Annotated in this window: 21 protein-coding genes; 9 read left to right on the top strand and 12 right to left on the bottom strand. The window is 70.0% G+C overall.

Going from position 1 to position 25,409, the window contains the following annotated elements; all coding sequences use genetic code 11:
* Window positions 1-31: 31 nt before the first annotated feature.
* Together AS594_RS32275 and AS594_RS32270 are read right to left on the bottom strand one after the other, a co-directional pair.
* A complete protein-coding gene (locus AS594_RS32275; protein WP_079148789.1) occupies window positions 32-859 on the bottom strand; it encodes a DUF2637 domain-containing protein in 828 nt (275 codons plus the stop codon).
* Window positions 852-1,217: a hypothetical protein gene (locus tag AS594_RS32270; protein WP_141747185.1), complete on the bottom strand. Its 366-nt coding sequence runs from the start codon at window positions 1,215-1,217 to the stop codon at window positions 852-854. Before AS594_RS32270 ends, AS594_RS32275 begins: the two co-directional genes overlap by 8 nt.
* Window positions 1,218-1,618: 401 nt before the next feature.
* On the opposite strand from AS594_RS32270, the gene AS594_RS32265 reads away from it, so the two are divergent.
* On the top strand, window positions 1,619-1,897 hold the full coding sequence (locus AS594_RS32265; protein ID WP_069775171.1) for a hypothetical protein: 279 nt from the start codon (window positions 1,619-1,621) through the stop codon (window positions 1,895-1,897).
* A gap of 74 nt (window positions 1,898-1,971) precedes the next feature.
* Here the strand turns inward: AS594_RS32265 and AS594_RS32260 are convergent, their stop codons facing one another.
* Together AS594_RS32260 and AS594_RS32255 are read right to left on the bottom strand one after the other, a co-directional pair.
* Complete coding sequence (locus AS594_RS32260) at window positions 1,972-2,322, bottom strand: hypothetical protein (protein WP_240509128.1); 351 nt, start codon at window positions 2,320-2,322, stop codon at window positions 1,972-1,974.
* 437 nt (window positions 2,323-2,759) lie between these two features.
* A complete protein-coding gene (locus AS594_RS32255; protein ID WP_069935666.1) occupies window positions 2,760-3,587 on the bottom strand; it encodes an endonuclease I family protein in 828 nt (275 codons plus the stop codon).
* Between the two features lie 269 nt (window positions 3,588-3,856).
* On the opposite strand from AS594_RS32255, the gene AS594_RS32250 reads away from it, so the two are divergent.
* The 4 genes from AS594_RS32250 to helR all read left to right on the top strand — a co-directional run bounded on the left by AS594_RS32250 (window position 3,857) and on the right by helR (window position 9,045).
* Entirely contained in the window at window positions 3,857-5,065 is a 1,209-nt protein-coding gene (locus AS594_RS32250) for a cytochrome P450 (protein WP_276207446.1), read from the top strand.
* Window positions 4,948-5,223 carry a cytochrome P450 gene (locus AS594_RS47325; protein ID WP_276207445.1) on the top strand — a complete coding sequence of 92 codons (276 nt, stop codon included), beginning with the start codon at window positions 4,948-4,950 and terminating at the stop codon, window positions 5,221-5,223. The genes AS594_RS32250 and AS594_RS47325 overlap by 118 nt, the downstream gene beginning before the upstream one ends.
* Window positions 5,224-5,498: 275 nt before the next feature.
* The gene (locus tag AS594_RS32245; protein ID WP_069935665.1) at window positions 5,499-6,740 is read left to right on the top strand and encodes a glycosyltransferase; all 1,242 of its coding nucleotides are present in this window, start codon (window positions 5,499-5,501) and stop codon (window positions 6,738-6,740) included.
* 157 nt (window positions 6,741-6,897) lie between these two features.
* Window positions 6,898-9,045 (top strand): RNA polymerase recycling motor ATPase HelR, encoded by a 2,148-nt coding sequence (helR, locus tag AS594_RS32240; protein ID WP_069935664.1) that lies wholly within the window; start codon window positions 6,898-6,900, stop codon window positions 9,043-9,045.
* Between the two features lie 76 nt (window positions 9,046-9,121).
* Here the strand turns inward: helR and AS594_RS32235 are convergent, their stop codons facing one another.
* The 5 genes from AS594_RS32235 to AS594_RS32215 form a co-directional block, all read right to left on the bottom strand.
* Window positions 9,122-9,727 carry a cysteine hydrolase family protein gene (locus AS594_RS32235; protein ID WP_069935663.1) on the bottom strand — a complete coding sequence of 202 codons (606 nt, stop codon included), beginning with the start codon at window positions 9,725-9,727 and terminating at the stop codon, window positions 9,122-9,124.
* Window positions 9,728-9,900: 173 nt separating this feature from the next.
* Window positions 9,901-11,157, bottom strand: coding sequence for an IS21-like element helper ATPase IstB (istB, locus tag AS594_RS32230; protein ID WP_069775180.1), 1,257 nt, complete (start codon window positions 11,155-11,157; stop codon window positions 9,901-9,903).
* A 128-nt stretch (window positions 11,158-11,285) separates the two neighbouring features.
* Complete coding sequence (locus AS594_RS32225; protein ID WP_069775182.1) at window positions 11,286-12,119, bottom strand: class II glutamine amidotransferase; 834 nt, start codon at window positions 12,117-12,119, stop codon at window positions 11,286-11,288.
* A 145-nt stretch (window positions 12,120-12,264) separates the two neighbouring features.
* Complete coding sequence (locus AS594_RS32220) at window positions 12,265-12,960, bottom strand: L,D-transpeptidase (protein WP_069775183.1); 696 nt, start codon at window positions 12,958-12,960, stop codon at window positions 12,265-12,267.
* 260 nt (window positions 12,961-13,220) lie between these two features.
* On the bottom strand, window positions 13,221-13,613 hold the full coding sequence (locus tag AS594_RS32215) for an ATP-binding protein (RefSeq protein ID WP_167368059.1): 393 nt from the start codon (window positions 13,611-13,613) through the stop codon (window positions 13,221-13,223).
* A 260-nt stretch (window positions 13,614-13,873) separates the two neighbouring features.
* Here AS594_RS32215 and AS594_RS32210 point away from each other — a divergent pair, with 260 nt between their 5' ends.
* Window positions 13,874-14,665 (top strand): restriction endonuclease, encoded by a 792-nt coding sequence (locus AS594_RS32210; RefSeq protein WP_069775187.1) that lies wholly within the window; start codon window positions 13,874-13,876, stop codon window positions 14,663-14,665.
* 98 nt (window positions 14,666-14,763) lie between these two features.
* Window positions 14,764-15,663, top strand: a complete 900-nt coding sequence (locus AS594_RS32205) for a SigB/SigF/SigG family RNA polymerase sigma factor (protein ID WP_069935662.1) — start codon at window positions 14,764-14,766, stop codon at window positions 15,661-15,663.
* Between the two features lie 94 nt (window positions 15,664-15,757).
* On the opposite strand, the gene AS594_RS32200 is transcribed toward AS594_RS32205, so the two are convergent.
* A complete protein-coding gene (locus tag AS594_RS32200) occupies window positions 15,758-16,213 on the bottom strand; it encodes an STAS domain-containing protein (RefSeq protein ID WP_240509127.1) in 456 nt (151 codons plus the stop codon).
* 1 nt (window position 16,214) lies between these two features.
* Entirely contained in the window at window positions 16,215-17,678 is a 1,464-nt protein-coding gene (locus AS594_RS32195) for a PP2C family protein-serine/threonine phosphatase (RefSeq protein ID WP_079148788.1), read from the bottom strand.
* Window positions 17,679-17,992: 314 nt separating this feature from the next.
* On the opposite strand from AS594_RS32195, the gene AS594_RS32190 reads away from it, so the two are divergent.
* Entirely contained in the window at window positions 17,993-22,297 is a 4,305-nt protein-coding gene (locus tag AS594_RS32190; RefSeq protein WP_069775193.1) for a HAMP domain-containing protein, read from the top strand.
* A complete protein-coding gene (locus AS594_RS32185) occupies window positions 22,294-24,615 on the top strand; it encodes a SpoIIE family protein phosphatase (protein WP_069775194.1) in 2,322 nt (773 codons plus the stop codon). Before AS594_RS32190 ends, AS594_RS32185 begins: the two co-directional genes overlap by 4 nt.
* 31 nt (window positions 24,616-24,646) lie before the next feature.
* On the opposite strand, the gene AS594_RS32180 is transcribed toward AS594_RS32185, so the two are convergent.
* Window positions 24,647-25,387: a hypothetical protein gene (locus AS594_RS32180; protein WP_069775195.1), complete on the bottom strand. Its 741-nt coding sequence runs from the start codon at window positions 25,385-25,387 to the stop codon at window positions 24,647-24,649.
* Window positions 25,388-25,409: the final 22 nt, after the last annotated feature.

Genomic DNA, 25,409 nt, shown 5'->3' with positions numbered 1-25,409 from the left:
CGTAGCACCGGCCCGCGCGCGCGGGCCGGTGCTACGCCGGTGTCCGGCCCGAGCCGGCGGAGCGCTGCGCCGAAGTCGCCGGACCGCGGTGACGGGGGGCGGCTTGGCGGGGTGGCCGGGTGAGGGTGATCTGCCGTACGAGCTGCTGGAAGCATGCGAGCGCGGCGAGCGAGGGGAGCGCGGCGGCTGATACGTCGACCACGGTGCGAGGGGCCTGTGAAACACACAGGAGTATGGAGACGGTGGAGAAGAGCAGCACGACGGCCCAGGAGTGTGCGGCGCGGCGCTGGTGGAGGGCGGCGCGCAGGATGGACAGCGATGCGACCATCCACGGCCCGTAGACGAGCAGCGGCCACCACCGCACGGCGTTGTCCGTGGTGCGGTATTTGGCGAGGTGACGCAGCGGGTCGTACGTGACCATGCCACCGAAGACACACACCATGGAGACCACGACGGCGGCGAGCGCGGCGAGAAAGAAGCTGGCGGTCTGCAAGGCTCCGGCCGTGCGTCTGCGCGAGAGGGCGCGACGGCGGCGGGAGGGCGAGGGGCGCACGGCCGGCAGCTCCGCCGTGATCCGCGTCAGGCCCGTGAGAGGGGCGTCGTCGGCTCCGACCACCGGCGGTTCGTCCGCACCGGGCAGCGTGGGGGCGTCGCCGGGGTCCGCCGCGATGGCTTCCTGCAAGAGGTGGGCGAGTTCCTCTGCCGGGTCCCAGGCCACGTCCAGGGAGTCGAGCGGATCGGACGGCTGATGGCGCAGTGGAGGCGGGGGACAGCCGTCGACCGGGTTCGTCCAGTCGGTGGGCGGGTCGGCAGGAGAAAAAGGGCCTACGCGGCTGTGACGGCCGCGTCCCTCATGCATGAGGCTGCCCGGCCGACTGAACACCGGGCCAGTCGGACACTTCAGCGCTGCTCGACCGGGCGACGAAATCCGCCTCGATGCTTCGCAGTTCCGCCAGCAGGTCTTCAAGAAGCGGGGCCGAATACCGCAGGTCGATCCATCGGTCGTCGTCGCGCAAGGTCGCGCCCGCTTCCCGGGCGGAGTGACCGGAGGCCGGTGTGAAAACCCACTCCCCCATACGAACGGCGAAGGCCGCGCTATTGCCCCCGGAAGTGAGCGAGCGGCGCGCGGGCATGCCGACCCGCATAATTTTTATCATATTCCACCCAACTGCATAAGCATTAGGCAGGATGCGCGGCATATGGGTGGTTTCTGTCACGCAAAGGCGTGTTCCGCTCAAATGATGTATCGGTTCTTCATGCGGCTGAGGTAACTTGCCGCGCCTCCTGCGACCGGTCCCGCACGCGTGCCCGGCCTGTGGAGCCGGTGAACCGCCGTCATCGCCGCCGGATCAGCGGCCGGCGGCGGGCGACCGGCGACCGCGAACCCGCCATCAACCTACGTCGCACACCCGAACCGCGACCGGTGGCCGGGCCGGGAAGGAAGAAGTGCGCCGGGGGCGCATAGAGATATGCACCGGCGCCGCCCACGTGGCCACCGCGCCGGTCGCCGCCGACCTCCCCGGCTCGTAGGGCACAGTCGCCTAACGGGTGGATGACGGGGCCATTGCGGCTGTGACACCGGGCGTTCTCCCCCGCCTGCTCCGTCGTTGTGGTCCACATGGACGCTTCCAATGACACGCCTCGGTCGGTCCCCTACGCACAGCTCGCGGGTTCGTACTGGCTCGATGACGCGCACGCGGCCCAGGCTTGTCGCTGGTGCCGGCTCCTGCTGGACGTCGACGACCAGCCCCGGCAGGCAGGGAAGACGCTTACGCGTCCGCCGGGCCGGAACAGTCTGCGAACCTTCGCCGCGATCGGGGAACGGACCAGGCTGATCATGCTGGTCGTGGCGTCCGTCATGGTCGCTTCGGCCCTGCTGACCGTCGCGCTGGAGTGATCGCTTGAACCGGTGGGCCCGATTGCGCCGATTGAACCCGGCCCCCCTTGCGGCTGCCGCTGCGCACGCGCGGTTCAGGCGGGCTGGTCGCTGTACCCGCAGATCCAGGCCAGAGCGTCGTGCACCCCGCGGACGAAGTCACGCGTGCCGGCTTCGAGGGTGGGGTCGTCCAACCGGACCACCGACGCGTCCACTTCGGCGGTCAGCAGCGACAGCTCCGGAATGTGCTCCGCGTCGTCCGTGCCGGTGACCGGCGAGCGGCCGCTGCGGCCCATGGCCCATGCGTAGGCGGCTTCCGCTCCGGCAGCGAACTGCGGAACCCCACCCGTCCCCCGGTGCCCCTTGAGGGCCAGGTCGATGTCGGCGTACGTCCGTACGCCGACGAGCGGGTCCTCGTCCTGCCGCGTGTTCCATGAGGTGGTCATGTCGGTCGCCTTTCCTCGGCTGGCCATGACTGACGGCCGCCTGCCGCGTGCGCTGCCCCGATGATCCCACCGGGAACAAGAATGTGTGGGCCGGGATCAGCCGGACCGGGTCCTTGGGCACTCACCCGCATACCGTGCGCTGCCCGCCCTGAGCGGCTCATGACCCTCGACCTCCTGCCTCCGCCTCACCACGTTGCCCTTTTCGTCGTAGATCGCACCTTCCCGCTCATACGCGCGGTACTCGCAGATGCGTCCACCCGGCAGCGAAACGCCCCTCTCCGGTCCTTGTGGAACCCTCGACCGGCACCACCGGGACCACCGCGAGGGATGGAGGGGACGGCGCCCAGGGCCCGCACGGGGCGGGCGGCGCACCAGCGACCGGGGGCAGCGGCACGAAGGCCACCACCCCGGTCGTGACATGGTTCGCGCAGCCGGCTCTACCAGATCGATTCGACCCATTCGGGGTGGTCGATGAACGGGTTCCGGTTGCGCTGGTACGTGCTGTAGATGATCTCGTTGCGGCGCTTCTCGAAGGTGTCCGGCGGGTCCTGGAGAGACCACTGCTTCAGGACGCTGAGGCGGCCGATCGCGGGAAGCGAGCCGTTGCTGACCCGGTCGTTGGGTTCGAGGTCCGCGAAGCCGTCTCCGCCGTCGTAACGGACGGCCATGTAGAGGATCATGCGGGCCACGTCGCCCTTGACGGCGCTGCGCGGCTCAAAGCTGTCGGCGTCGGTGTAGTTGCCCGCCGCGCCGGAAACGGCGGTGCCGCCGTTGTCGAAGTCCTTGTTGCCACGGATGCTGTTGACGGTAACGTCTTCAGGCCGCAGGTGGTGCAGGTCGGTGCCCGGCCCGGTGGAGGTTCCGAAGTCGCCGTGGGACTTGGCCCATACGTGCTCACGGTTCCAGTCGCCGGTGTTGCCGCCGTTGCGCGTCTTGGCGATGGACTTGCCGGTGTACAGCTCGATCACGTTGGCGGTGTTCGCCGGGTCCTGGTCGGTGTTCTTCAGGGCCGTCCACACCTGGTCGTACGACACCGTGGACTGTGTGCTGATGATCGTGTGCAGGCTGCTCTTCAGCGCGGCACCGGTCTTGCCGGCCGCCGCCGCGTAGTACGTGCTCGGGTCCGACGCCGCCACCGCTGCGGTTGCGGCGCTGTCAGCAGGCGCAGCGGCGGGGCGGGCCTGGGTGGGGGTTACGGTGACCATGCCTATGGACGCGGTCGCGACCAGGGCGGCGGCCCATCTCAGTTTGTTACGACGGGACATGGGGATGGTGTCCTCTCACGGGCGCCCGCCACAGCGGCGGGCGATCACGACGGTGACCGGACCCTTCCACACCACGGGCAACTGTGGGTGACATCCATGCGACAACCACAACTCGCTACCACAACTCTTCCACACCATGCCGCGACAAGGGCCGCGCGATCCGCGAAACGCCTTGGCGTGAACCAGAGGCCGGTGCGGCGCCAGGGCTCTGACGCCACCTCACCCCGGGCGGCGATTGCGCCCGCGCGTGGAGGGGAAATGATGCGACCATGATCAATACTGCGCCACCTATACCCACGGCCACCGGTGCTCTCCCCCTTCTGGGCCACGCCGTCCCCCTCATGCGCGACAACCTGCGCTTCATCGCCTCCCTGCGCGACTACGGACCCCTGGTCAGGATTTACCTACAGCCAGGGCAACCGACGATCGTCGTCAACCGCCCCGACCTGATCCGCACGATGCTGGTGGACCTCGCACCAAACCTGGACAAGGGCCGGCTCTTCGAAAAAATGGGCCAGGTTCTCGGCGGCGACAGCGTCGTCACCGCCGCCGGCACCGCACACGTCCGTGCGCGACGCCAGTTGCAGCCCGCCTTCCGTCATGCGGAGATCGCCCGGTACGTCGATCTCATGCGCGAACAGGTGACCAGTACCGTCGCGGACTGGAAACCGGGGCAAGTCGTGGACGTACGCGAGGCGATGGTGAAGCTGTCCCTCGACATGCTCGTGGCGACAGTGTTCTCCTCAAGCCTCGACGAACGGGCCTTTCATCAACTGCGGCGCGACCTGTCCATCGTGATGAACGGCGTCGGGACACGCGTCATGCTGCCCGACTGGGTGGAGCAACTGCCACTGCCCGCGAACCGGCGCTTCAACGAGTCCCGAGCCGCGGTCCGCGCGATCATCGGTGACGCGGTGGACGGCCTGCAGGCGTCGGGACACGACACGGGGGCCATGCTCTCGGCGCTCTTGCACGCCCGGGACGAGGAGACAGGTGAACTGATGTCGCGTCACCGGATCTGCTCCGAGATCCTGACACTCGCGGTCGCCGGTACGGAAACCACAGCCTCGGTCCTCAGCTGGATTCTGTACGAACTCGCGCGCGACCCCGGCATCGAGGAGCGGCTGCACAGCGAGCTGGAACAGGTACTCGCGGATCGCCCTGTGGCCTTCGAGGACGTCGGCAGGCCCCCCTTCCTGCGCAATGTCATCACGGAGACACTCCGCCTGCACCACACCGGATGGCTTGTCACGCGCCGCACCCTCACCCCCACGCGCCTGGGCGACTGGGAGATCCCCGCCGCGAGCTGGCGTACTGTCAGCACGCCATGCACCGGGACCCCGCCATTTTCCCCGATCCGTTGCGCTTCGATCCGGACCGGTGGCTGGACGAGGGGCAGGCCGCGGCTCTCCCCGAGGGTGCCTGGGTCCCGTTCGGTGCCGGTAAGCACAAGTGCGACGGTGACCATTTCGCCCTGACCGAGCTGACTACGGCGGTCGCGACGATTGCCAGGCAGTGGCGGCTCGAACTGTCGGACCGACAGGTGGTCCGGCCCGTTGCCCGGGCCACCGTGCGTCCCAGCACGCTGCTGATGACCGCGAACCCCCGCAGCGGAGCAGGCCGGACAGCGGCATGAGTCCAGAAGCGGGAGCCATGTCCGCACTCGGGCTCCCGCTCCACCACATGGGGACCAGGGGAAAAGGAGGGTAAAGAGCTTCGCGTTCCCGCCGTACCTGGCGCGCTGTAGCTGCTCAAGAAGGTTGTCCGTCTGACGCGGACATCACCGGCAAGAGGAATACTCACTCCTTGCCACTCTTAACTTATAGCGCACAGGGGGCCTTGCGGCAAGGCCCCGGTCGTGCCGCAGAATCGTCGACCTCGGCCAGATACTGCGGAATGAGAGTTCACGAAATGCGTGTGTTGTTGTCGACGTACGGATCGCGCGGAGACGTCGAACCGATGGTGGGACTCGCGGTGCGGCTGCGCGAGCTGGGCGCCGAGGTACGGGTGTGCGCGCCGCCGGACAAGGAATTCGCGGAGCTGCTGGCGGGTGTCGGCGTGGAGCTGGTGCCAGTCGGCCAGCCGCTGCGCGCGATGGTGGCCGGGGCGACGGCGCCGACGGTGGAGAGCCTGCCCCAGCGCGCCGCCGCGCTGATCACCGCTCAGTTCGACGCGGTCGCCGCGGCGGCCGCGGGATGTGACGCGCTGGTGGCGACCGGCTTGATACCGGCCGCGGCCGCCGCACGGTCGGTGGCCGACCAACTGGGCATCCCTTACACGTACCTGACCTACTTTCCCACCATGCTCCCGTCGCCGCACCACCCGCCGCACCCGCTGCCGGGCCGCCCGCTCCCGACGGACGTGACCGACAACGGTGCGCTGTGGGACCTGAACGCCCACAGCGTGCAGGAACTGTTCGGACCGGGGCTCAACGCGCACCGGGCGTCGATCGGCATGCCCCCGGTGGACAACGTCCGCGACTACGTCTTCACCGACCAGCCGTGGCTGGCGGCCGACCCGGCCCTGGGCCCTTGGCGGAAGCCGGCGGACCTCGACGTCGTACAGACCGGCGCGTGGGTCCTGCCGGACGAACGCCCGCTGCCGGCCGAGCTGGTGGCGTTCCTGGATGCCGGCGCACCACCCGTGTACGTGGGCTTCGGCAGCATGCCCATGAGGGCATCGAAGGACGCCGCCCGGGCCGCCATCGAGGCGATCCGCGCCCAGGGCCGACGCGCACTCGTCTCCCACGGCTGGGCTGGCCTGGCCCTGATCGACGACGAGGACGACTGCTTCGCCATCGGCGAGGTCAACCACCAGGCACTGTTCCCACGGGTGGCCGCCGTCGTGCACCACGGCGGCGCGGGCACCACGACGACAGCCGCCCGGGCCGGCGCTCCCCAGGTGGTCGTACCCCAGATGGTGGACCAGCCGTACTGGGCCGGCCGGGTGGCCGAGCTGGGCATCGGCACAGCACACGACGGTCCCGCCCCGACCGCAGAGTCCCTGTCCGCCGCGCTCCGCACCACCCTGACCCCCGAGACCCGCGACCGGGCGAGGGCCGTGGCCGCCACCATCCGCACCGACGGGACGACAGTGGCCGCGAAGCTGCTGCTCGACACGATCGGCCGGGAAAGGCCGCCGGTGTCCGCGTGAATCACGCGACATCACGAGCAGAGCCCAGGCCCCCAGGATCAACGGGGTCCCCGGCAGGCGAGACGTTGCCCGTCGTGGCCGCCCTCTTCGTCACCCAGGTCAAGACGCCTTGCCGCGTCGTCACTGCCGCACGCGAACCCAGATCGGAACTGATGCGATGACCCCCCTCACCACCAGCGCGTTCGAACTTCCGGGCCACCTCTCCCCCAAGGCCGATCCGGCGCTGATCGCCGGTGACGAGCAGCACTTCGCGGCCATCGCGCAGAGCCTGGAGCAGGCGATCGCCGAACTGTCCGACCGCCTCGATGCCGAGCGCAGGGCGCCCGGCGGCATAGGCCGGGAGGCGATGGAGCGGGACTTGGAGATCCACCGGCTGACCGCTCGCCTGCGCGCACTGCGCCGCTTCGGTCTGGATCTGTGCCTCGGACACATGGTCGGCGCGGACGACCCCGAGCCCGTGTACGTCGGACGGCTCGGCCTTACGGACAGCGAGGGCCGCCGACTGCTGCTCGACTGGCGCTCCCCCGCGGCCGAACCGTTCTTCGGAGCCACCCACGCCAACCCGATGGGGCTGGCCAGCCGCCGCAGATACCGCTGGACCCGAGGGCGGATCAGCGACTACTGGGACGAGGTCTTCACCTCGGACGGGTTCGCCGGGCACGCCGCGCTCGACGACCAGTCCGCCTTCATCGCCAGCCTGGGCAGCAACCGGTCGGCCCGGATGCGAGACGTGCTCGGCACGATCCAGGCCGACCAGGACGCCATCATCCGCGCGGGATCCCGTGGCGCTCTCGTCGTCGACGGCGGTCCCGGTACGGGAAAGACCGTCGTCGCTCTGCACCGCTCCGCCTACCTCCTCTACTCCGACCCCCGCCTGGGCCACCGCAAGGGCGGTGTGCTGTTCGTCGGTCCGAGCCGGCCCTACCTGTCCTACGTCGCCGACGTCCTCCCCAGCCTCGGCGAGGACGGCGTGCAGACCTGCACCCTGCGGGACCTCGTCGCCGAGGGCGCCACAGCAGCGCTCGAGACCGACCCGGAGGTGGCCCTCCTGAAGTCGTCCGCGGACATGGTGAAGGCGATCGAGACGGCGGTCAGGTACTACGAGGAGCCGCCCACCCGGGGGATGACGGTCACGACACCCTGGTCCGACGTCCGGCTGACCGCCGACGACTGGGCCGAGGCGTTCGAAGCACCGGGACCGGGTACGCCGCACAACGAGGCGCGCGACGTGATCTGGGACGAGCTGGTCACGATCCTGATGGACAAGCACGACGGTGATGTCCCGGCCGACCAGTTCCGCAGGGCACTGCTGCACGACGAGGAGCTGACCGGGACCCTCAACCGCGCGTGGCCGCTGCTCGAAGCGGCCGACCTCGTCGGAGATCTCTGGTCGGTACCCGCCTACCTGCGGATGTGCGCTCCCTGGCTGAGCCCCGACGACGTACGGAAGCTGCGGCGCGCGGACGCCGGGGCCTGGACGGTGTCCGACCTGCCGCTCCTGGACGCGGCCCGGCAACGGCTCGGCGACCCGGAGGCGTCGCTGCGCAAGCGCCGGCACGACGCCGCTGTGGCCGCCGAACGCGAGCGCATGGCCGGCGTCATCGACAACGTGCTCGCGGCCGATGACGACGGTGAGGGTGCGGTGACGATGCTGCGCGGACAGGATCTGCGCGACAGCCTGGTCGACGACACGGCGCTGCCGGGCACCGACGCGGAGCCCCTGGCCGGCCCGTTCGCCCACATCGTCGTGGACGAGGCCCAGGAACTGACCGACGCGGAGTGGCAGATGCTGCTGCTCCGGTGCCCGTCCCGGAGCTTCACCATCGTCGGGGACCGTGCCCAGGCCAGGGACGGTTTCACCGAGTCGTGGCGGGAACGGCTCGAGCGGGTCGGACTCGACCGCATCGACGTGGCCTCGCTGAGCATCAACTACCGGACGCCGGAAGAAGTCATGGCGGAAGCCGAGCCGGTCATCCGGGCCGTGCTCCCGGACGCCAACGTGCCGACCTCGATCCGCGCCGGCGGCATTCCCGTCGTACACGGGTCTGTTTCGGATCTGGACGCGGTCCTCGGCACCTGGCTCGCCGAGCATGCCGACGGCATCGCCTGCGTCATCGGTGATCCCGCGTTCCGGGCGACGCCCCGCGTCCGGTCGCTGACCCCGCAGCTGTCGAAGGGGCTCGAGTTCGACCTGGTCGTCCTCATCGACCCCGCATCGTTCGGCGAGGGCATCGCGGGAGCGGTCGACCGCTATGTGGCGATGACCCGAGCGACCCAGCGACTCGTCATCCTCACGAGCTCCTGACGGACAGCCGGACGAACGCCCGCCACTTGGCCGGTGGTCGGCGTTCCCGGCCGCCCGCGACATCACCGGCGTACGTTCATGCCGTCCGTACGGCGGGTTCGGCAGGACGCGCGGGCAGGGCCGTGAACGTGAGGTCCCCGGCGTGGGCGGTGATCTCGACGTCCGAGCCCAGGGCCCATTCGGCGACCCGCGAGACCGCGGCGGCCGGGATCCGCTCGCTGATCCCGGGCGCCGCCGGGATGTCGTGCGTCGCGTGGGCGTCGTGCGGCAGGACGACCCGGTACCCGCGTGCCAGGGCTGTACGGGCCGTGGCCTGTACGCACATCTCAGACATCATGCCGCAGACGGCGAGCGACCGTACCCCGGAGTCGGTCAACAGGCGTCCCAGCGGCGTGCCTTCGAAGCCGTCGTCGTGGGTCTTGCGGATCACCACCTCCGTGGGACCGGCCTCGACGGAGTGATGGAGCTCCCAACCGGGGGTGTGGGGCTCGTCGTCCGCTCCGGGCGGCCCGTCGTTCTGCACATGGACGACGAGCGCCCCGCTCCTCCGTGCACGTGCGATCAGCTCCGCCGTCCGGTCCACGAGCCGCTCCGCCTCGGGCACCGCCCCCGCACCGGAGACGAACGCCGACTGGACGTCCACGACCAACAGGGCCTCTACGGAAAACGCGCGATGACTCATACGGCCATCATGTCGACCGCCCCCGCACACCTCCACATGGTTTTGCACCCCTTCCGAACGGGTCATGAACGTGCAGAGTTGTGGTGGTGAACCGGTACGCTCGCGCATGTGCGCCCGGACGTCCGGTGCCACCTGCGGGTTACGGGCGTCGTCCGCTCGGCAGCCCGTTCCGCTCAGCAGCCCGTTCCCGTGCGCCGCCCGACGGCCGTGGCCTCCAGGCCCCGTGTCCGGTAGCTGTCGGCGTCGAGGGTGATCACCTCCGCGTGGTGGGCCAGGCGGTCCACCGCCGCCGAGGCGACCGCGGCGTCGCCGAACACCTCGTCCCAGCGGGCGAACGGCCGGTCACTGGTGACGATCAGTGAGGCCCGCTCGTAACGGCGTGAGACGAGCTGGAACAGGAGATGGGGCGCCTCTCCCTCCAGCGGTACGTATCCGAGCTCGTCCACGATCAGCAGCGGGTACTCGTCCAGCCGCGCGAGTTCCTTCGTCAGCCGGCCCGCGGCCTTGGCCTCGCCGAGGCGGGCGGCCCATTCGGCCGCGGTGGCGAACAGCACCCGGTGGCCGGCCTGACAGGCCCGTACGCCCAGCGCCACGGCCAGGTGCGTCTTGCCGGTCCCGGGAGCGCCGAGGAACACCACGTTGCCCTTGCGGCCGACGAAGTCGGCCTTGCCCAGCCGTACGAGCGTCTGCGGGTCGGGCGATCGCAGCTGGCTGTCGTCGAACATCTCCAGCACTTTGCGTGTGGGGAACCCCGCCGCCCCGATCCGCTCCTCCGCCGCCGAGGGCGGCTCCTCGGCCGTGCCGTCCCGCTGCCGTGGCAGGACCACCGGTTGGGTCCCGGGCGCGGCGTTCCCCCGGTGCTCGTGCGCGGCCATGGGTCCGGACATGTACGCGAGGATCGCCGCCGAGGCGATGAACGCCATGTGGATCACCGTCCCCCAGAGCAGGTCGTGCCGGGGCGTGTGGTGCACGTCGACGAACATCTGGAGCAGGTGCACCGACGAGATGCCGACGATGGCCGTGGCCAGCTTCACCTTCAGCACGTTGGAGTTGACGTGCGAGAGCCATTCCGGCTGGTCTCGGTGGCCCTGTAGCCCGATCCGGGAGACGAACGTCTCGTACCCGCCGACGATGACCATGATCAGCAGATTGGCGATCATCACTACGTCGACCAGCTTAAGCACGGCCAGCATGACGTGGGTCTCGTCCGCCCGCCCGCTGATGACGTGGTCGACAAGATGCCACAACTCGTTGAAGAACTTGTAGACGTATACGCCCTGCGCGGCCACCAGGCCGAAATACAGAGGTGCTTGGAGCCACCGGGTGGCGAACAGCGCGCACCCGAGCGTCATCATGGTCGACGGGGACGAGGCGGGACGGGACAACGGCACCTCCAGGGGTGGGCTGAGATTCGTATTCTTGTGGCCCACCGCCGAAAATCTGAATTCGCGCCACCCTTTGGGGTTAATAGAATTCCAGTAGGACAACGTCTTCGGGGGCCGCCGCCGCGGCGGAGGAATCGTTCTTCCTCGTACGGTCGCCGGACCGGCCCCGTCCGTTACACCGGCTGGGGTTCGAAAGTGAACAGCTCGTCCGTGCCGGGCTGGACCACGGCGCAGCTGCTCTCGGGCAATTCGTTCCAGACGCCCGGCAGATCGCCCAGCGGCTCGGACACGATGAGGCGTGTCTCGGCGGAGACGCCCGTCAGGAAGGCCAGGTCGGGATGGAGCTCCCGGACCGTGGCCGCCCTGGTGCTGTAGAAGAGCGACCGCGATTTCCCCTGGCTCGAGTACCGGAAGGCCCAGAGCCGCTCACTGTCGGTCACGGCGATGGTCATCTGGAGGGGGTACTCCACCCCGTGTTCGCGGCCCAGTCCCTCGACCAGCCCGGCCATCCGGGCGACAGCGCCCGGCGCGTCCTGGTCCAGGCCCAGGGTGATGGCCAGGTAGAACATCACTTCCGAGTCGGTCGACCCCTCCAGGAGCGAGTACAGCGCGGGGTCGATGGCCAGGGAGAGGTCACGCCGGAGCCGGTGGAAGTCGGTGATCGCACCGTTGTGCATCCACATCCACCGGCCATGGCGAAAAGGGTGGCAGTTCGTCTGCTGCACTGCCGTCCCGGTCGAGGCGCGGACATGGGCGAAGAACAGCGGTGAGCGGACGTGGTCCGCGATTTCCTGCAAGTTGCGGTTGTTCCAGGCAGGGCCCGTGTCCCGGACGATGGCCGGTGTATGCGCGTCGGATCCGTACCAGCCGATGCCGAAACCGTCGCCGTTGGTCGTCTCGACGCCCATCCGCGAGTGCAGGCTCTGGTCGATCAGGGAGTGCGCCGGCTTGTACAGGATGTCGCCGAGCAGGACGGGCGTTCCGGAGTAGGCGAGCCATCGGCACATGGGAGCACTCCTTCCCGCTCGGCACGCCCTGCGGTGCCGGCATGCCCCCTGCGGATGCCCCGCCTCGCCCGGGCGAAACAGCGGGCCGCGGCCCGCCGCGTCACCATGACCGAAAGAAGCGTTCCACCACCGCCCGTGAGGTTGCTCAGGTGCCGGGCTTGCGGCCGTAGACGAAGACGTCGTCGCCCTTGCGGAGCATGCTCCAGTACTTTGAAGCGGCGGTTTTGGTCATGTTCACGCACCCGTGCGAGCCGGGCGGCGCCCACACGCTGATGCCGACCGAGTGGAACGCCTGTCCGCCGTCGAAGAACTGGCTGTACGGCATCGGCACGTGGTAGATGCTGGAGACGTGGTCGATGTTGCGCCAGTAGACCTTCTTCAGGCCGGTGCGCGTCTCGTACCCGTTGCGGCCCGTGCGCACGGGAACCGGTCCGTACGCCAGTTCCCTGCCGTCCTGGATCCAGCTGAGCTGGAGCGTGAGGTCGACGCAGGCGATACGGCCCTTGTTGGTGGGACACTTGCCCGCTCTGTTCGGATTGCTCCCGACTGCCTTCTGCCGGTTCATCAGGTCCATGACGCCCCAGGTGATGGGACCCGCCAGTCCGACGTTCGGACTGATGGAGTGTTTCGTCTGAAATGCCTGAATCGCCTTGCAGTCGGCGACCGACTGCCTTCCGTCCACCGGGCGGCCGAGGAACTTCTCGACCTGCTTCTGGTAGGCCCCGGTCTGCGTGGTGCACGACGCGGCCTGAGCCGGCGTACTTCCCACGGCCACAGTGAGCGGAGCCACCAGCGCGGTAATTCCGGCTGCGACAAATCCTCTTCGGCGTATGTTCCTCACCGCTGTCCCTTCCTCGCGCCCGCGTGATTGACGTTTCGCTTAATAGACGGCGCAGGGGAGGCGGCAGTTGCACGGAGAAATGCGACAGTTGCGTAACTACGTGCGGGCCGGCACCCAGCGGCGGCGGAACGGGCGCCGGCGGTGACCGTCGCGGCCGGCCGGTGCGCCGGGACCGGTCACCTGAGAGGCCATCAGATACGTCCGGAGCAGGGCCGCTGTCGCCGCAGGCCGGGCGTCCCGGCTTCCGGGCAGCGCGGGCGTCAGCCCGGCGACGTGGTCGCGGCGGGGACCAGAGCCCAGATCCGCTTGCCGTCCGCGTTCGTTTCGACGCCCCATCGCGAGGCCAGCCGCTCCAGGATGTGCAGGCCGAACCCGCCGACGGCGGCTTCGAGGTCGGGAGTCCGACGGGCCGGCTGTCGCGTACTGGCGTCGTGGACGGTCAGGCGGACGCCGTCCGGGGTCGGGTGCAGCTGAAGCCACGCGTCGGTTCCCGCGTGCCGGTGGGCGTTGGTGACCAGTTCGGAGACGAGGAGTACGACGACGTCCACACGTTCGGGCGGCCAGTTCCACGACTCCAGCGTTTCTCGCGCGAGGTCGCGGGCGTGGGCGAACGCGCCGGGGCCCGGAACGATGCGCCAGCTGTGGTCGCTCACGGCGCGGGCCGTCGCTCTCGCGCGTTCTGTCTGGAGGTGATCACGTCCATGGTTACCCTCGGCCGGACTCGAAGCATTGGGGGCCAAAGGCTACGGGATCGGTCACGACGATCTTCAAGGCCCTGCCCCGGCCCTCGCCCGGTCCCCCGGGGGCCACGTGCGTCGGCGTCCGGTCGCTCCCCTGTTTAAACGGACGGACCGGGGCAGACGGCAGCCATGAGTGATCTTCATGCCGCCGCATCCAGGGGTGACCGCCGAATATGACCGTACGCATACGCGGGCCGCGACGCGCGAGCCGGAGAACGGCCTTCAGCCTCCGGCAGACCATCCTCTGCTTCGGACTCGTCGCCATCGTCCTGTGCGGTGCGGGCCTGACTCTGAAGCTGGCCCTACGAGCGGCCGACAACCGCCCGGCCCTCGCCGTGGCGGCAGCCGTCGCGGTGGTCGCCGCGGTGGCCGCCCTGCGGAGCCTACGCAGGCGTCGCGGCGCGGCGCACGTCGCCGGCGCCGTGGCCGAAGCGACGTACGAGACGTCCCGGTACCCCGGGGCGGCGGAACCCCGCGACCTTCCGGCAACGGCGGCGGAACCGGTCCCGGTCGCGGAGGCGGAAGTCGCCCCCGCCGAGACCTTCGCGTCCACGGATTACGCCGCCATGGATCCGGCGGATTTCGAGCAGGCCATCGCCGCGCTGTGCGAGCGGGACGGCTGCCGTGACGTCGACGTCGTCGGCGGAGCCGGGGATCTCGGCGCCGATGTCGTGGCCACCGCTCCGGACGGACGGCGCGTCGTCATCCAGTGCAAGCGCTACGGCCCCATGAACAAGGTCGGTTCCCAGGACGTCCAGCGCTTCGGCGGTACGTGCTTCGCGGTGCACGAGGCCCACGTCGCGGCGGTGGTGACCACCGGCGAGTTCACCCAGCCCGCGGCCGAGTACGCCGAGCAGTGCGGGATCGTCTGCGTCGACCACACCGGGCTCGTCGCCTGGACCGACGGCAGCGGAGCAGCACCCTGGGAAATCGAGGTGCCCGCGGCCGCCGGCGACTGCCCCTGATCCTTGTGGAACGTAATTCTTGTTGGGCGGCATGAATACAAAAATAAAGGCTGGGCACCCCCCGGAGGGAACAAGCACTACAAGGGGAGGACAGGCACATGACAGCGACTTCCGCACAGGCTGCTGCCGACACCGATGAGATGGAGGCCGCGGCCCCGTCTGTGGGCGGCTCAGCGGCCGGTGTCGAAGAGCTGCCCTGGATCGAGGACGCGGGGAAGATCGCCCCGAAGGACGCCCGAGCACTGTCGAAGCTGTTCTTCGAGCGCCTCCAGGTCCTTGAAGAGGGCACTCACGAGTACCAGTACGCACGCAACACCCTTGTCGAGATGAACCTCTCTCTCGTGCACTTCTCCGCCCGCCGGTTCCGCAACCGCGGCAGCGGCGAGATGGAAGACATCATCCAGGTCGGGACCATCGGGCTGATCAAGGCCATCGACCGGTTCGACCTGTCGCGCGAAGTGGAGTTCACGAGTTTCGCCCTCCCCTACATCATCGGGGAGATCAAGCGCTTCTTCCGCGACACCACGTGGGCCGTGCACGTTCCCCGGCGCCTTCAGGAACTGCGTACCGAACTGGCCAAGGCCAAGGAGCACCTCGCCGTCGACCTCGGCCGGGACCCGACCGTGAAGGAACTCGCCGCGCACCTGAAGCTCAGCGAGGAAGAGATCATCGAGGGGATAATCGCCTCGAACGGATACGTGGCCGGCTCCCTGGAGACACCCAACGACAGCGGTGACAACGCCGGGAGCGACTCGGCGCGCAGCTTCGCGGACGTGCTGGGCGAACCGGACCCCGCCATGGAGACCGTGGAGGACCTGCACACGCTGGCTCCCCTCCTGGACCGGCTCGACGCCCGTGAGCGCAGTCTGATCGAGATGCGTTTCGGCGAGGAGCTGACACAGTCGCAGATCGGCGCCCGGCTGGGTATCTCGCAGATGCAGGTCTCCCGCCTCCTCAGCCGCACGATCGCCAAGCTCAGGACGGGCATGTTCGCCTGAGGCGGGCATGCCCGCCTCGCCGGCCCCGGGCCCGCGAGGCATTCTCACCGGCCCGCCGCCCGCGAGGCACCCCGAGCGAGCGGCGGTATCCCGCTCAGGGTGCTTCGCGGGCCTCGGGTATGTCCGCGCCGTCCTGCGGGGTGGCGACGGCCCGAAGGTGCCGTACGGCCGGCCCGGCGGCCGCCGGGCCATGGGTCGCGCTGTGCGCACTCATGGCCGCGGCGGCGTCCGCGTGAGCGGGCATCAGCTGACTGACGCCGGTCAGGTCCAGGAGCCGGGACAGCCGGTCGGGGACCGCGGCGAGGGCGAGCGTGCCGCCCGTCTCCTTGGCGCAGCGCAGAATGCCGATGAGCGCGTTGAGCCCCGACGAGTCGCAGAAGTCGACCGGCGCCAGGTCCAGGATCAGATGGCGGCTGCCCTGGCGGCTCAGTTCCAGGGCGCGGTCGCGCAGATCGGGAGCCGTAGTGAAATCGATCTCGCCCGTGACGGTGAGCAGGGCGAGCGCGCCGTCGAACTGCTGGACGGTGAAAGCGAGGCTGTGGGACACCACGTCAGTCCTTCTCGCCGGACGGGCCGGTCGCGTCGACAGGAACGGGGGCGGCAGTGGTGTGGGCGGTCGCGCTCACACCGTGACCGCCCACGGCCTGTACTGGGGGTACGGAAAGGGCCAGCAGGGCGACATCGTCTCCGACGTCCTGCGGAAGGCCCTGGATCAGGGCCACGGCGTCGTCGACCAGAGCCGTGGCGTCGGCCGGGCCGGTCCGCCGGGCAAGGAACGCGGCCACGCCGCTCTCCCCGAGCATCGTCCCGTCGGCGAGACGGGCTTCGGTGAGCCCGTCGGTGTACATCAGCAGCCCCTGGCCGGGACCCAGGTGAAAGGTGCGCGAGGTGAAGGCCGCCTCCTCGAAGGCGCCGACCAGCATTCCGCCCTTGATGTGTACGGGCTCCACCTCCGCGCCACCGCCCGGTCGCGTGTGGAGGCGGTAGGCGGGCGGGTGTCCGCCGGACGCCACGGTGACGTTGAATCCCCCGTCCGCCGCGGGTTCGAGGAACCCGAACAGGCAGGTGCAGAAGCGGCTGCCGATCGAGGCGTCGAGGAGCAGCGCCGTGTTCAGGGCGGCCAGTACCGCTTCGGGCTCCTCGTGGTGCTGGGCGGCCTCCCGCAGCGTGTAGCGCGTCAGCGAGGTGACGGCCGCGGCCTCGGCGCCCTTGCCGCACACGTCGCCGAGGAAGAACGCCCAGCGCGCTCCGCCGAGCGGGAAGACGTCGTAGAAGTCACCGCCGACGTCCTGCGGGGAAGCCGTCTGGTAGTGACAGGCCAGTTCGAGCCCGGGGACCACCGGGAGGGCCGGGGGCAGCAGCGTCCGCTGGAGGGTCGAAGCGAAGGCGGCGAGGGACGCCTTGTCCCGCTCCGCCTGGGTCCGTGCCCGCTGCTCGGCCTTGCGCCGCTCCTGTTCGGTGCGTACCGCCTTCAGCGCCGAGAGCCGCAGCTCCATCTCGTCGAGGACGATCGCCGCCAGGTCCGACAGGGTCTCCATCTCGGCTTCGCTGATCACCCTGGGCCGGGTGTCCAGGATGTTGACGGTGCCGAGCCGGTGGCCGTCGGGCGTGGTGATCGGGGCCGCGGCGTAGAAACGTACGCCCATCGAACCGGCGACCAGCGGGTTGGAGCAGGCCACGGGGTCGGCGAGGGCGTCGGGGATGACGGTCGCGCCGTCGGCCAGGATCGCCGAGGCGCACAGCCCGGGGTCGCGGCCGATCTGGCTGACGCCGTCCAGTCCGCTGGCCGCCTTGAACCAGATCCGGTCGCTGTCGACGATCGTCACGGTCGCCACCGGAACGTCGAAGAGCCGGGCCGCCAGCGCGGACACCCGGTCGAAGGCGCCGTCGGGAGGCGTGTCGAGTATGTCGTAGCGCCGGACCGCCTCCAAGCGGGCCGCTTCCTGCTCCGGCCCGGACGGCAGCGGGCCGCGTACGGCCGCTCCTTGCGAAGGCGCCGGCACGGATGCTGGCATCGTCTGAAGCTCTTCCCCTCCGGTCGGCCTCCGTGCGTCCGACGACTCCGGCGACCCTACGTCAAAACGGACTCCCGGGGGCCCGTCACCGGATGTGCCGCAGAGCACGGAAAGCGCCACCGGTCCCGGGGTTTTGGCCGGTGGCACGGCGTACAGGAATCCACTGCGGTGACCGGTGGGGCGACGGAATGCTTGCCGCATAGCAACTATGGCAGTATGAGTCCGGCCGTACATCCGGAATCGGCTGCTATGCGAACGGCCGGTCCCTTGTCGGTCGGTCCACGGGGACTTGTGAACGAGGGGCGGGAATCAGCATGACTGTGGGCCAGGGGCAGGGGAAGCGCGCCGCGGTAAGGGTGCGGGACGCCGAGCGGGGCGGTGCGGCGGGTGCGGTGGGCGAGCCCGAGCTGCGGCAGCTGCTCGCCGGGCTGACCGCCGTGCGCGACGGTGATTTCGGTACGCGGCTGCCGTCCGACAGTGACGGACTCCTCGGGGAGATCGCCACCGTCTTCAACGGCATGGTCGACCAGCTGTCGCTGTTCACCTTCGAGGTGACGCGGGTGGCCCGCGAGGTCGGCACCGACGGCAGGCTGGGCGGCCAGGCGCACGTGCCCGGAGTCGACGGTACGTGGAAGGACCTCACGGACTCCGTCAATGCCATGGCCGGCAACCTCACGACACAGGTGAGGGACATCGCCCAGGTGGCGACCGCCGTGGCGAGGGGCGACCTCTCCCAGAAGATCACGGTGGACGCGCGCGGGGAGATCCACGCGCTGAAGAAGACCATCAACACGATGGTCGACGAGTTGTCCGCGTTCGCCGACGAGGTGACCCGCGTGGCCCGCGAGGTCGGCACCGACGGCAGGCTGGGCGGCCAGGCGCAGGTCCCCGGAGTGGGCGGGACCTGGCGGGATCTCACCGATTCGGTGAACTTCATGGCCGGCAACCTCACCGCGCAGGTCCGCTCGATCGCCCAGGTCGCGACCGCCGTGGCGCAGGGCGACCTGACCCGCAAGATCGACGTCGACGCGCGCGGCGAGATCCTCGAACTCAAGACGACCATCAACACGATGGTCGACCAGCTCTCCGCGTTCGCCGCCGAGGTCACCCGGGTGGCCCGTGAGGTGGGCACCGAGGGACGGCTCGGCGGCCAGGCGGACGTCAAGGGCGTCTCGGGCACGTGGAAGGACCTCACCGAGTCCGTGAACGTGATGGGCGACAACCTGACCGCCCAGGTGCGCTCGATCGCCCAGGTCACGACCGCCGTCGCCCAGGGCGACCTCTCCCAGAAGATCCGGGTGGACGCGCGCGGGGAGATCCTGGAGCTGAAGGAGACCATCAACACGATGGTCGACCAGCTCTCCGCGTTCGCCGACGAGGTGACCCGCGTGGCCCGCGAGGTCGGCACCGAGGGCAACCTGGGCGGCCAGGCCACCGTACGCGGTGTGTCGGGCACGTGGAAGGACCTCACCGACAACGTCAATGTCATGGCGTCCAACCTCACCAGCCAGGTGCGGTCCATCGCCCAGGTCGCGACAGCCGTGGCCAGGGGCGACCTGTCGCAGAAGATCACCGTCGAGGCGAAGGGCGAGGTGGCCGCGCTCGCCGGTGTGATCAACACCATGGTGACCACGCTCTCGGCGTTCGCGGACGAGGTGACGCGCGTGGCCCGCGAGGTCGGCACCGAGGGCATCCTCGGCGGCCAGGCGCAGGTGCCGAACGTGGCGGGCACCTGGAAGGACCTGACCGAGAACGTCAACTCCATGGCGAACAACCTCACCGACCAGGTCCGCAACATCGCGCAGGTGACCACCGCCGTGGCGCAGGGCGACCTGACCCGCAAGATCGACGTCGACGCGCGCGGCGAGATCCTGGAACTCAAGACGACCATCAACACGATGGTCGACCAGCTCTCCTCCTTCGCCGCCGAGGTCACGAGGGTGGCCCGCGAGGTAGGCAGCGAGGGCCGCCTGGGCGGCCAGGCCGAGGTCGAGGGCGTATCGGGCACGTGGAAGCGCCTGACGGAGAACGTCAACGAGCTGGCGGGCAACCTCACCCGGCAGGTGCGCGCCATCGCGGAGGTCACCGGCGCCGTGGCCGAGGGCGACCTCACGCGTTCCATCACCGTGGACGCGTCCGGTGAGGTGTCCGAACTCAAGGACAACATCAACTCCATGGTGGAGTCGCTGCGCGAGACCACCCGGGCCAACCAGGAACAGGACTGGCTCAAGACGAACCTCGCGCGCATGTCTGGCCTGATGCAGGGCCGGCGCGACCTGAAGGTCGTGGCCGAACTCATCATGGACGAGCTGACCCCCCTCGTGGGCGCGCAGTACGGCGGCTTCTACCTCGCCCAGGAGCACGCCGGAATCAGCGAGCTGGAGCTGATCGGCTCGTACGGACATCCCGGCGACGCCTCGGACGTGGACCGTCCGGTGCGTTTCCGGTTCGGGCAGTCACTGGTGGGCCAGGCCGCGCGCAGCCGCCGTACGATCGCGATCGACGAGCTGCCGGCCGGTTACATCACGATCTCCTCGGGGCTGGGGTCCACCGACCCCAGCAGCCTGATCGTGCTGCCCATCGTCGTCGAGGGCCAGGTCCTCGGCGTGATCGAACTGGCCTCGGTCACCGCGTTCACCCAGGTGCACCGCGACTTCCTGGACCAGCTGATGGAGACCGTCGGGGTCAACGTCAACACCATCGTGGCGAACGCCCGTACCGACGAGCTGCTCGGCGAGTCGCAGCGCCTGGCCGCCGAGCTCCAGGCCCGGTCCGGAGAGCTCCAGGTACGGCAGGAGGAGTTGCAGAACTCCAACGCCGAGCTGGAGGAGAAGGCCGCTCTCCTGGCCTCGCAGAACCGCGACATCGAGACGAAGAACCTGGAGATCGAGCAGGCGCGCCAGGAACTGGAGGAGCGGGCGCGGCAGTTGTCGCTGGCCTCCAAGTACAAGTCGGAGTTCCTGGCCAACATGAGCCACGAACTGCGCACCCCGCTCAACAGCCTGCTGATCCTGGCCCAGCTCCTGTCGCAGAACCCCACCCGCAACCTGACGCCGAAGCAGGTGGAGTACGCCGGCATCATCCACTCGGCGGGGTCGGACCTGCTCCAGCTCATCAACGACATCCTCGACCTGTCGAAGGTCGAGGCGGGGAAGATGGACATCAGTCCGGAGCGGGTGCCGCTGCGCCGTCTGCTGGACTACGTGGAGGCGACCTTCCGGCCGATGACCGCCCAGAAGGGGCTCGACTTCCGGATCAGCGTCGCGCCCGGGGTCCCGACCGACCTGGTCACCGACGACTCACGGCTGCGGCAGGTGCTGCGCAATCTGCTCTCCAACGCGGTCAAGTTCACCGAGGAGGGAGCCGTCGAGCTGCGGATCGCTCCGGCGGCCGACACGGATGTGCCCCCGCACGTGCGCGAGTACGGTCCCGCCCTGTCCTTCCGCGTCCTGGACACCGGCATCGGCATCGCCGAACCTCAGCTCGAGGCGATTTTCGGGGCCTTCCAGCAGGCCGACGGCACGACCAGCCGCAAGTACGGCGGCACCGGGCTCGGTCTGTCGATCAGCCGTGAACTGGCGCACCTGCTCGGTGGAGTCATCGAGGCGAGCAGCACCCTGGGCGAGGGCAGCGCGTTCACCCTCCATCTGCCGGTGGCTCGGTTCGAGGAGCGCGAGCCGGCGCCGGGGGACCAGGAGAGCCAGCAGCCGCTGGAGCTGTCCGCCCCGCACGTCATCCCCGCACAGCGCCGCCTGCTCGTCATAGAGGACAGGCCGCGCGGTCTCCTCTCCCTGGTCGCCGAGAGCGCCGTCGCCGAACTGGCGGACAACCACACCCTCGTCGACGCCCGCGGGCCGGTGCGGCTGCGCACCGCGGTGGGCCCGGAGGAAGCGGCCGCCGCGCTTGCCGCGGAGCCCTGCCACTGCGTCGTGCTGGGCCTGGACATGGCCGGCGGCGCCGCCATGCAGCTGCTGGAGGCCCTCAACGGTGACCCGGCCCTGCGCCAGGTGCCGGTACTCGCCCACCACACGCGCCGCCTGGACCACCAGCAGGAGCGCCGGCTGCGCGAACTGGCCCGGATGAAGCCGCTCGAACTGCTGCCCAGCCTCGACGAACTGCGCGAGCGCATCGCGCTGCACCTGACGGCGGAGCGGCCGTCCGACGTACTGCCTCTGGCGTGGTCGGCCGAATCGGCGGCGCTCACGGCGTCGCCGCACAGTCTGGACGCGGGCCCGGACAGCCAGCTGACGGGGCGGGTGGTCCTGGTCGTCGATGACGACGCCCGCAACGTCTACGCGCTGACCGGCATCCTGGAGACCCAGGGCATGCAGGTGCTGCACGCCGACAACGGCCGCAAGGGCCTGGAGGTACTCGCCCGGCACGACCGCATCGAGCTCATCCTCATGGACGTGATGATGCCCGAGATGGACGGTTACGCCGCGACGGCCGCGATCAGAGCCATGCCCGAGCACGCGGATCTCCCGATCATCGCCGTAACGGCGAAGGCCATGGAGGGCGACCGGGAGAAGAGCCTGGCCGCCGGGGCGAACGACTACATCACCAAGCCGGTCGACGCCGACGTGCTCGTGGCCTGCATGATCCGCTGGCTGAACCGGTGACCGGGGGCGATCAGCGACTCGACGCACTCGCGGCCACCGTGGAGCAGCTGCGCAGCGACCTCGCCCTCGCGCAGGAGACGACCGATGCCCGCGCCCTGATCGGGATCGCCACCGGCATCCTGGTCGAGCGGGGTCACGGCGGGCCGACGGAGGCCGCGCAGCACCTGGAGTCGCTCGCGGAAGCCGCCCGGCTGCCGCTGCTGGAACTCGCGGCCGACGTCGTCAACGCCGCGTCCGGCGACGCCGTCACGGAGGTCCTGCCGCCCACGGCGGCGCACTCGGACACGAAGGGCGCCCCCGGAGCGGTGCTGCGGCTGCGGGCCGCGGAAGCCGGTTCACTGTCCAGCGACGCACAGTCCGCGGCGGAGGCCCTGCTCGACCAGGCGCTCGCCCCGCTCGGCGCGGACGCGCTGGCCCTGTGGGCGGCAGGGCAGGACGGCGCCCTCGTCCTGGCCGGTCACGCCGGCTTCCCGCGCGGGGAGGCCGAACGGTGGAGGTACGTACCGCCCGGCGTCGGGACGCTCGCGCAGCGCGCCCTGACCGAACGCAAGCCCCAGTGGTACGGCAGCCCGCCCGCCGGCGCGCTCGGCATCGGCGGGCGACGCGGCGGCGGCGGCGCCCGGGCGCTGCTGCCGGCGGAGAGCGCCGGCCGCATACTCGGCGTACTGGAGGTGTGCTGGCCGCACCCGCAGCCACCGCTCACTGCCGCGACCACCCGGCAGCTCGACGCGCTGGCCGACCTGTGCGCGCACACGCTGCCGGGCACGGACCTGGGAGCAAGCAGCACCGCCCATCACCCCGACGACGCCATGAACGCCCTGGGCGATCTCGCGGACGGGCTGCTCGATCCCGCTCTGGTGCTGCGTCCGCTGATCGACGGTCAGGACGCGGTGTCGGACTTCCGCATCGCCCACACCAACGCGCACTTCACCGACCTCGCCGGACGCCCCCGCTCCACGGTCACCGGCATGAGCCTGCTGGAGGCGTATCCGCTGACGGCCCGCGAGGGCGGTCTGTACGAGCACGTCCTGCGGGTCCACGCCACGGGCGAGCCGTTCCGCTCGGAACGGATGGCCCTCGGCACGCTGGTGGCCGACGTACCGCTCAGCACGGTCGCGTCGGTGGGGATGTCCAGGTTCGGCGACAGCGTGCTGCTGACCTGGCGCGTCGAGAGTGAGACGGCCCGGTTGGCCGAACTCCTCCAGCACGCGCAGCGGCTGGGGCGCATCGGCGGCTTCGAGGAGAACCTCGTCAGCCGGCAGGTCATTTGGAACAGCCAGCTGTTCTCGCTGTTCGGGCTGCCGCCCACGTCGTCCCCGGTCCCGCTCGAAAGGCTGCACAAGCACGCCCACCCGGACGACTCGGTGGCGATCGGCCGCTTCCTGCGTACGCTGCTGCACCACCGGCACTCCGCTTCCACCGCGTTCCGGCTGCAACGGGCCGACGGGGTGGTGCGGCACATCCGTATCGTCGCCGAACCCGTCACCGGCCCCGTCGGACAACTCGTCGCCGTCCGCGGGGCCTACCAGGACGTCTCCGCCCAGCACTGGACCGAAGTCGCCCTGGCCGCCACCCGGGACCGGCTGGCCGACTCGGAGCAGCAGTCCGCCGAACGCAACCGCCTCGCACTGCAACTTCAGCAGGCGATCATGCCTCCCTCTCCCCCGGCGGTCGACACGTCCGGACTGCGGGTCGCCGTGCGGTACCGGCCGGCCGAGGAGGGTCACCTCGTGGGAGGCGACTGGTACGACGCGGTCGTACTGCCCTCCAAGTCGGTGATGCTGGCGGTGGGCGACGTCGCCGGGCACGGCATCAAGGCCGCGACCGGCATGGTCGTGCTGCGGAACGCGCTGCGGGGCCTCGCCGCGACGGGGGCCGGCCCGGCGCAACTGCTCGGCTGGCTGAACTCGGTGGCCCACCACCTGACCGACCAGGTGACGGCCACGGCGATCTGCGGCATCTACAACCCGGAGACACGGCAGTTGCGCTGGGCCCGCGCGGGGCATCCTCCGCCCGTGCTGGTACGCGGCGGCGAGGCCGCCGCGCTGCCCCTGCCTGGCGGCATCCTGCTCGGCGCGATGCCCGACGCGCCGTACGAGGAGCACCTCGTCACGCTGGAGGCCGAGGACCGGCTGCTCATGTACACCGACGGCCTGATCGAGCGGCGCGACCTCTCGGTGCAGCAGTCGCTGGACCATCTGCTGTCGGTCGCACAGAAACCGGTCCCGGAACTCGACAAGTACCTGGACCGGCTGCTGACCCACAGCCGCTCGGACACCGATGACGACACGTGCCTGATCGGCGTGCACCTGAGGTGACGGAGGGGGTGCGCGGCGCGGCGGCCTCGGGTCAGCGGCCGGAACCTGTGACTCCCCGGAGATCCTGGTGGCCCACCCCCGGTGCGCTGAGCGCCAGCCAGCCATGGCCGCGCACGGTGGTGCGGGCGCCGATCCGGGTGGGGTCCACCGACAGGTGACCGCATGCCTCGGCCACGTCCGCGGTGCCCTCGTTGGGCTCGGCCTCGCCGGAATCCGGGTCGAAGTACGGGGCGTCGGGGAGCAGTTCCTCCCACGGCAGCGGCTCGCCGGTCCACTCCGGGTCCCCGTCGCACGCGTACCGGCGCCGGATGCGTCCGTGCTCGGCGACCACCCAGATGTTGGTTCCTCCGGCGATGTCCTCGCAGAACATCTGGGCCTCGCCGCAGTGGGCGCTCAGCCGTTCCACCGCCTCCATCCACTCGTCCCAGTCGAGGCCGACCACGTCCTCCAGATTCCCGCATATCAGCCGCCAGCCGTCGAGTTCGGGCGTCACGAAGACGGGGACCGCTCCGCGCCGGGACGGCAGCCGCGTCACGTCGGCCCCTTCGCCGAGGGTGACGGGGAACCGGTCGTGCAGGTCCAGAGCCGTGAACAGGCCCTCGTAGCTCTCACCCGGCACCGCGAACCACCAGCTGTCGGGGAGGTACCACGAGGGCTCCTCGTGGCACGACTTGAGCAGTGCGCGGCGTGCCAGCAGTCCTCGGTCCCGCTCACCCAGGCGGTCCGTGAATCCGGCTTCCAGCAACGCGTCGAGCCTGTTCTTGATCGTCACGAGCCGGAAGCATAGGGGGAGC

It is taken from the genome of Streptomyces agglomeratus (assembly GCF_001746415.1).
Lineage (GTDB): Bacteria > Actinomycetota > Actinomycetes > Streptomycetales > Streptomycetaceae > Streptomyces > Streptomyces agglomeratus.
This window is presented reverse-complemented; position numbering and strand designations above follow the sequence as displayed.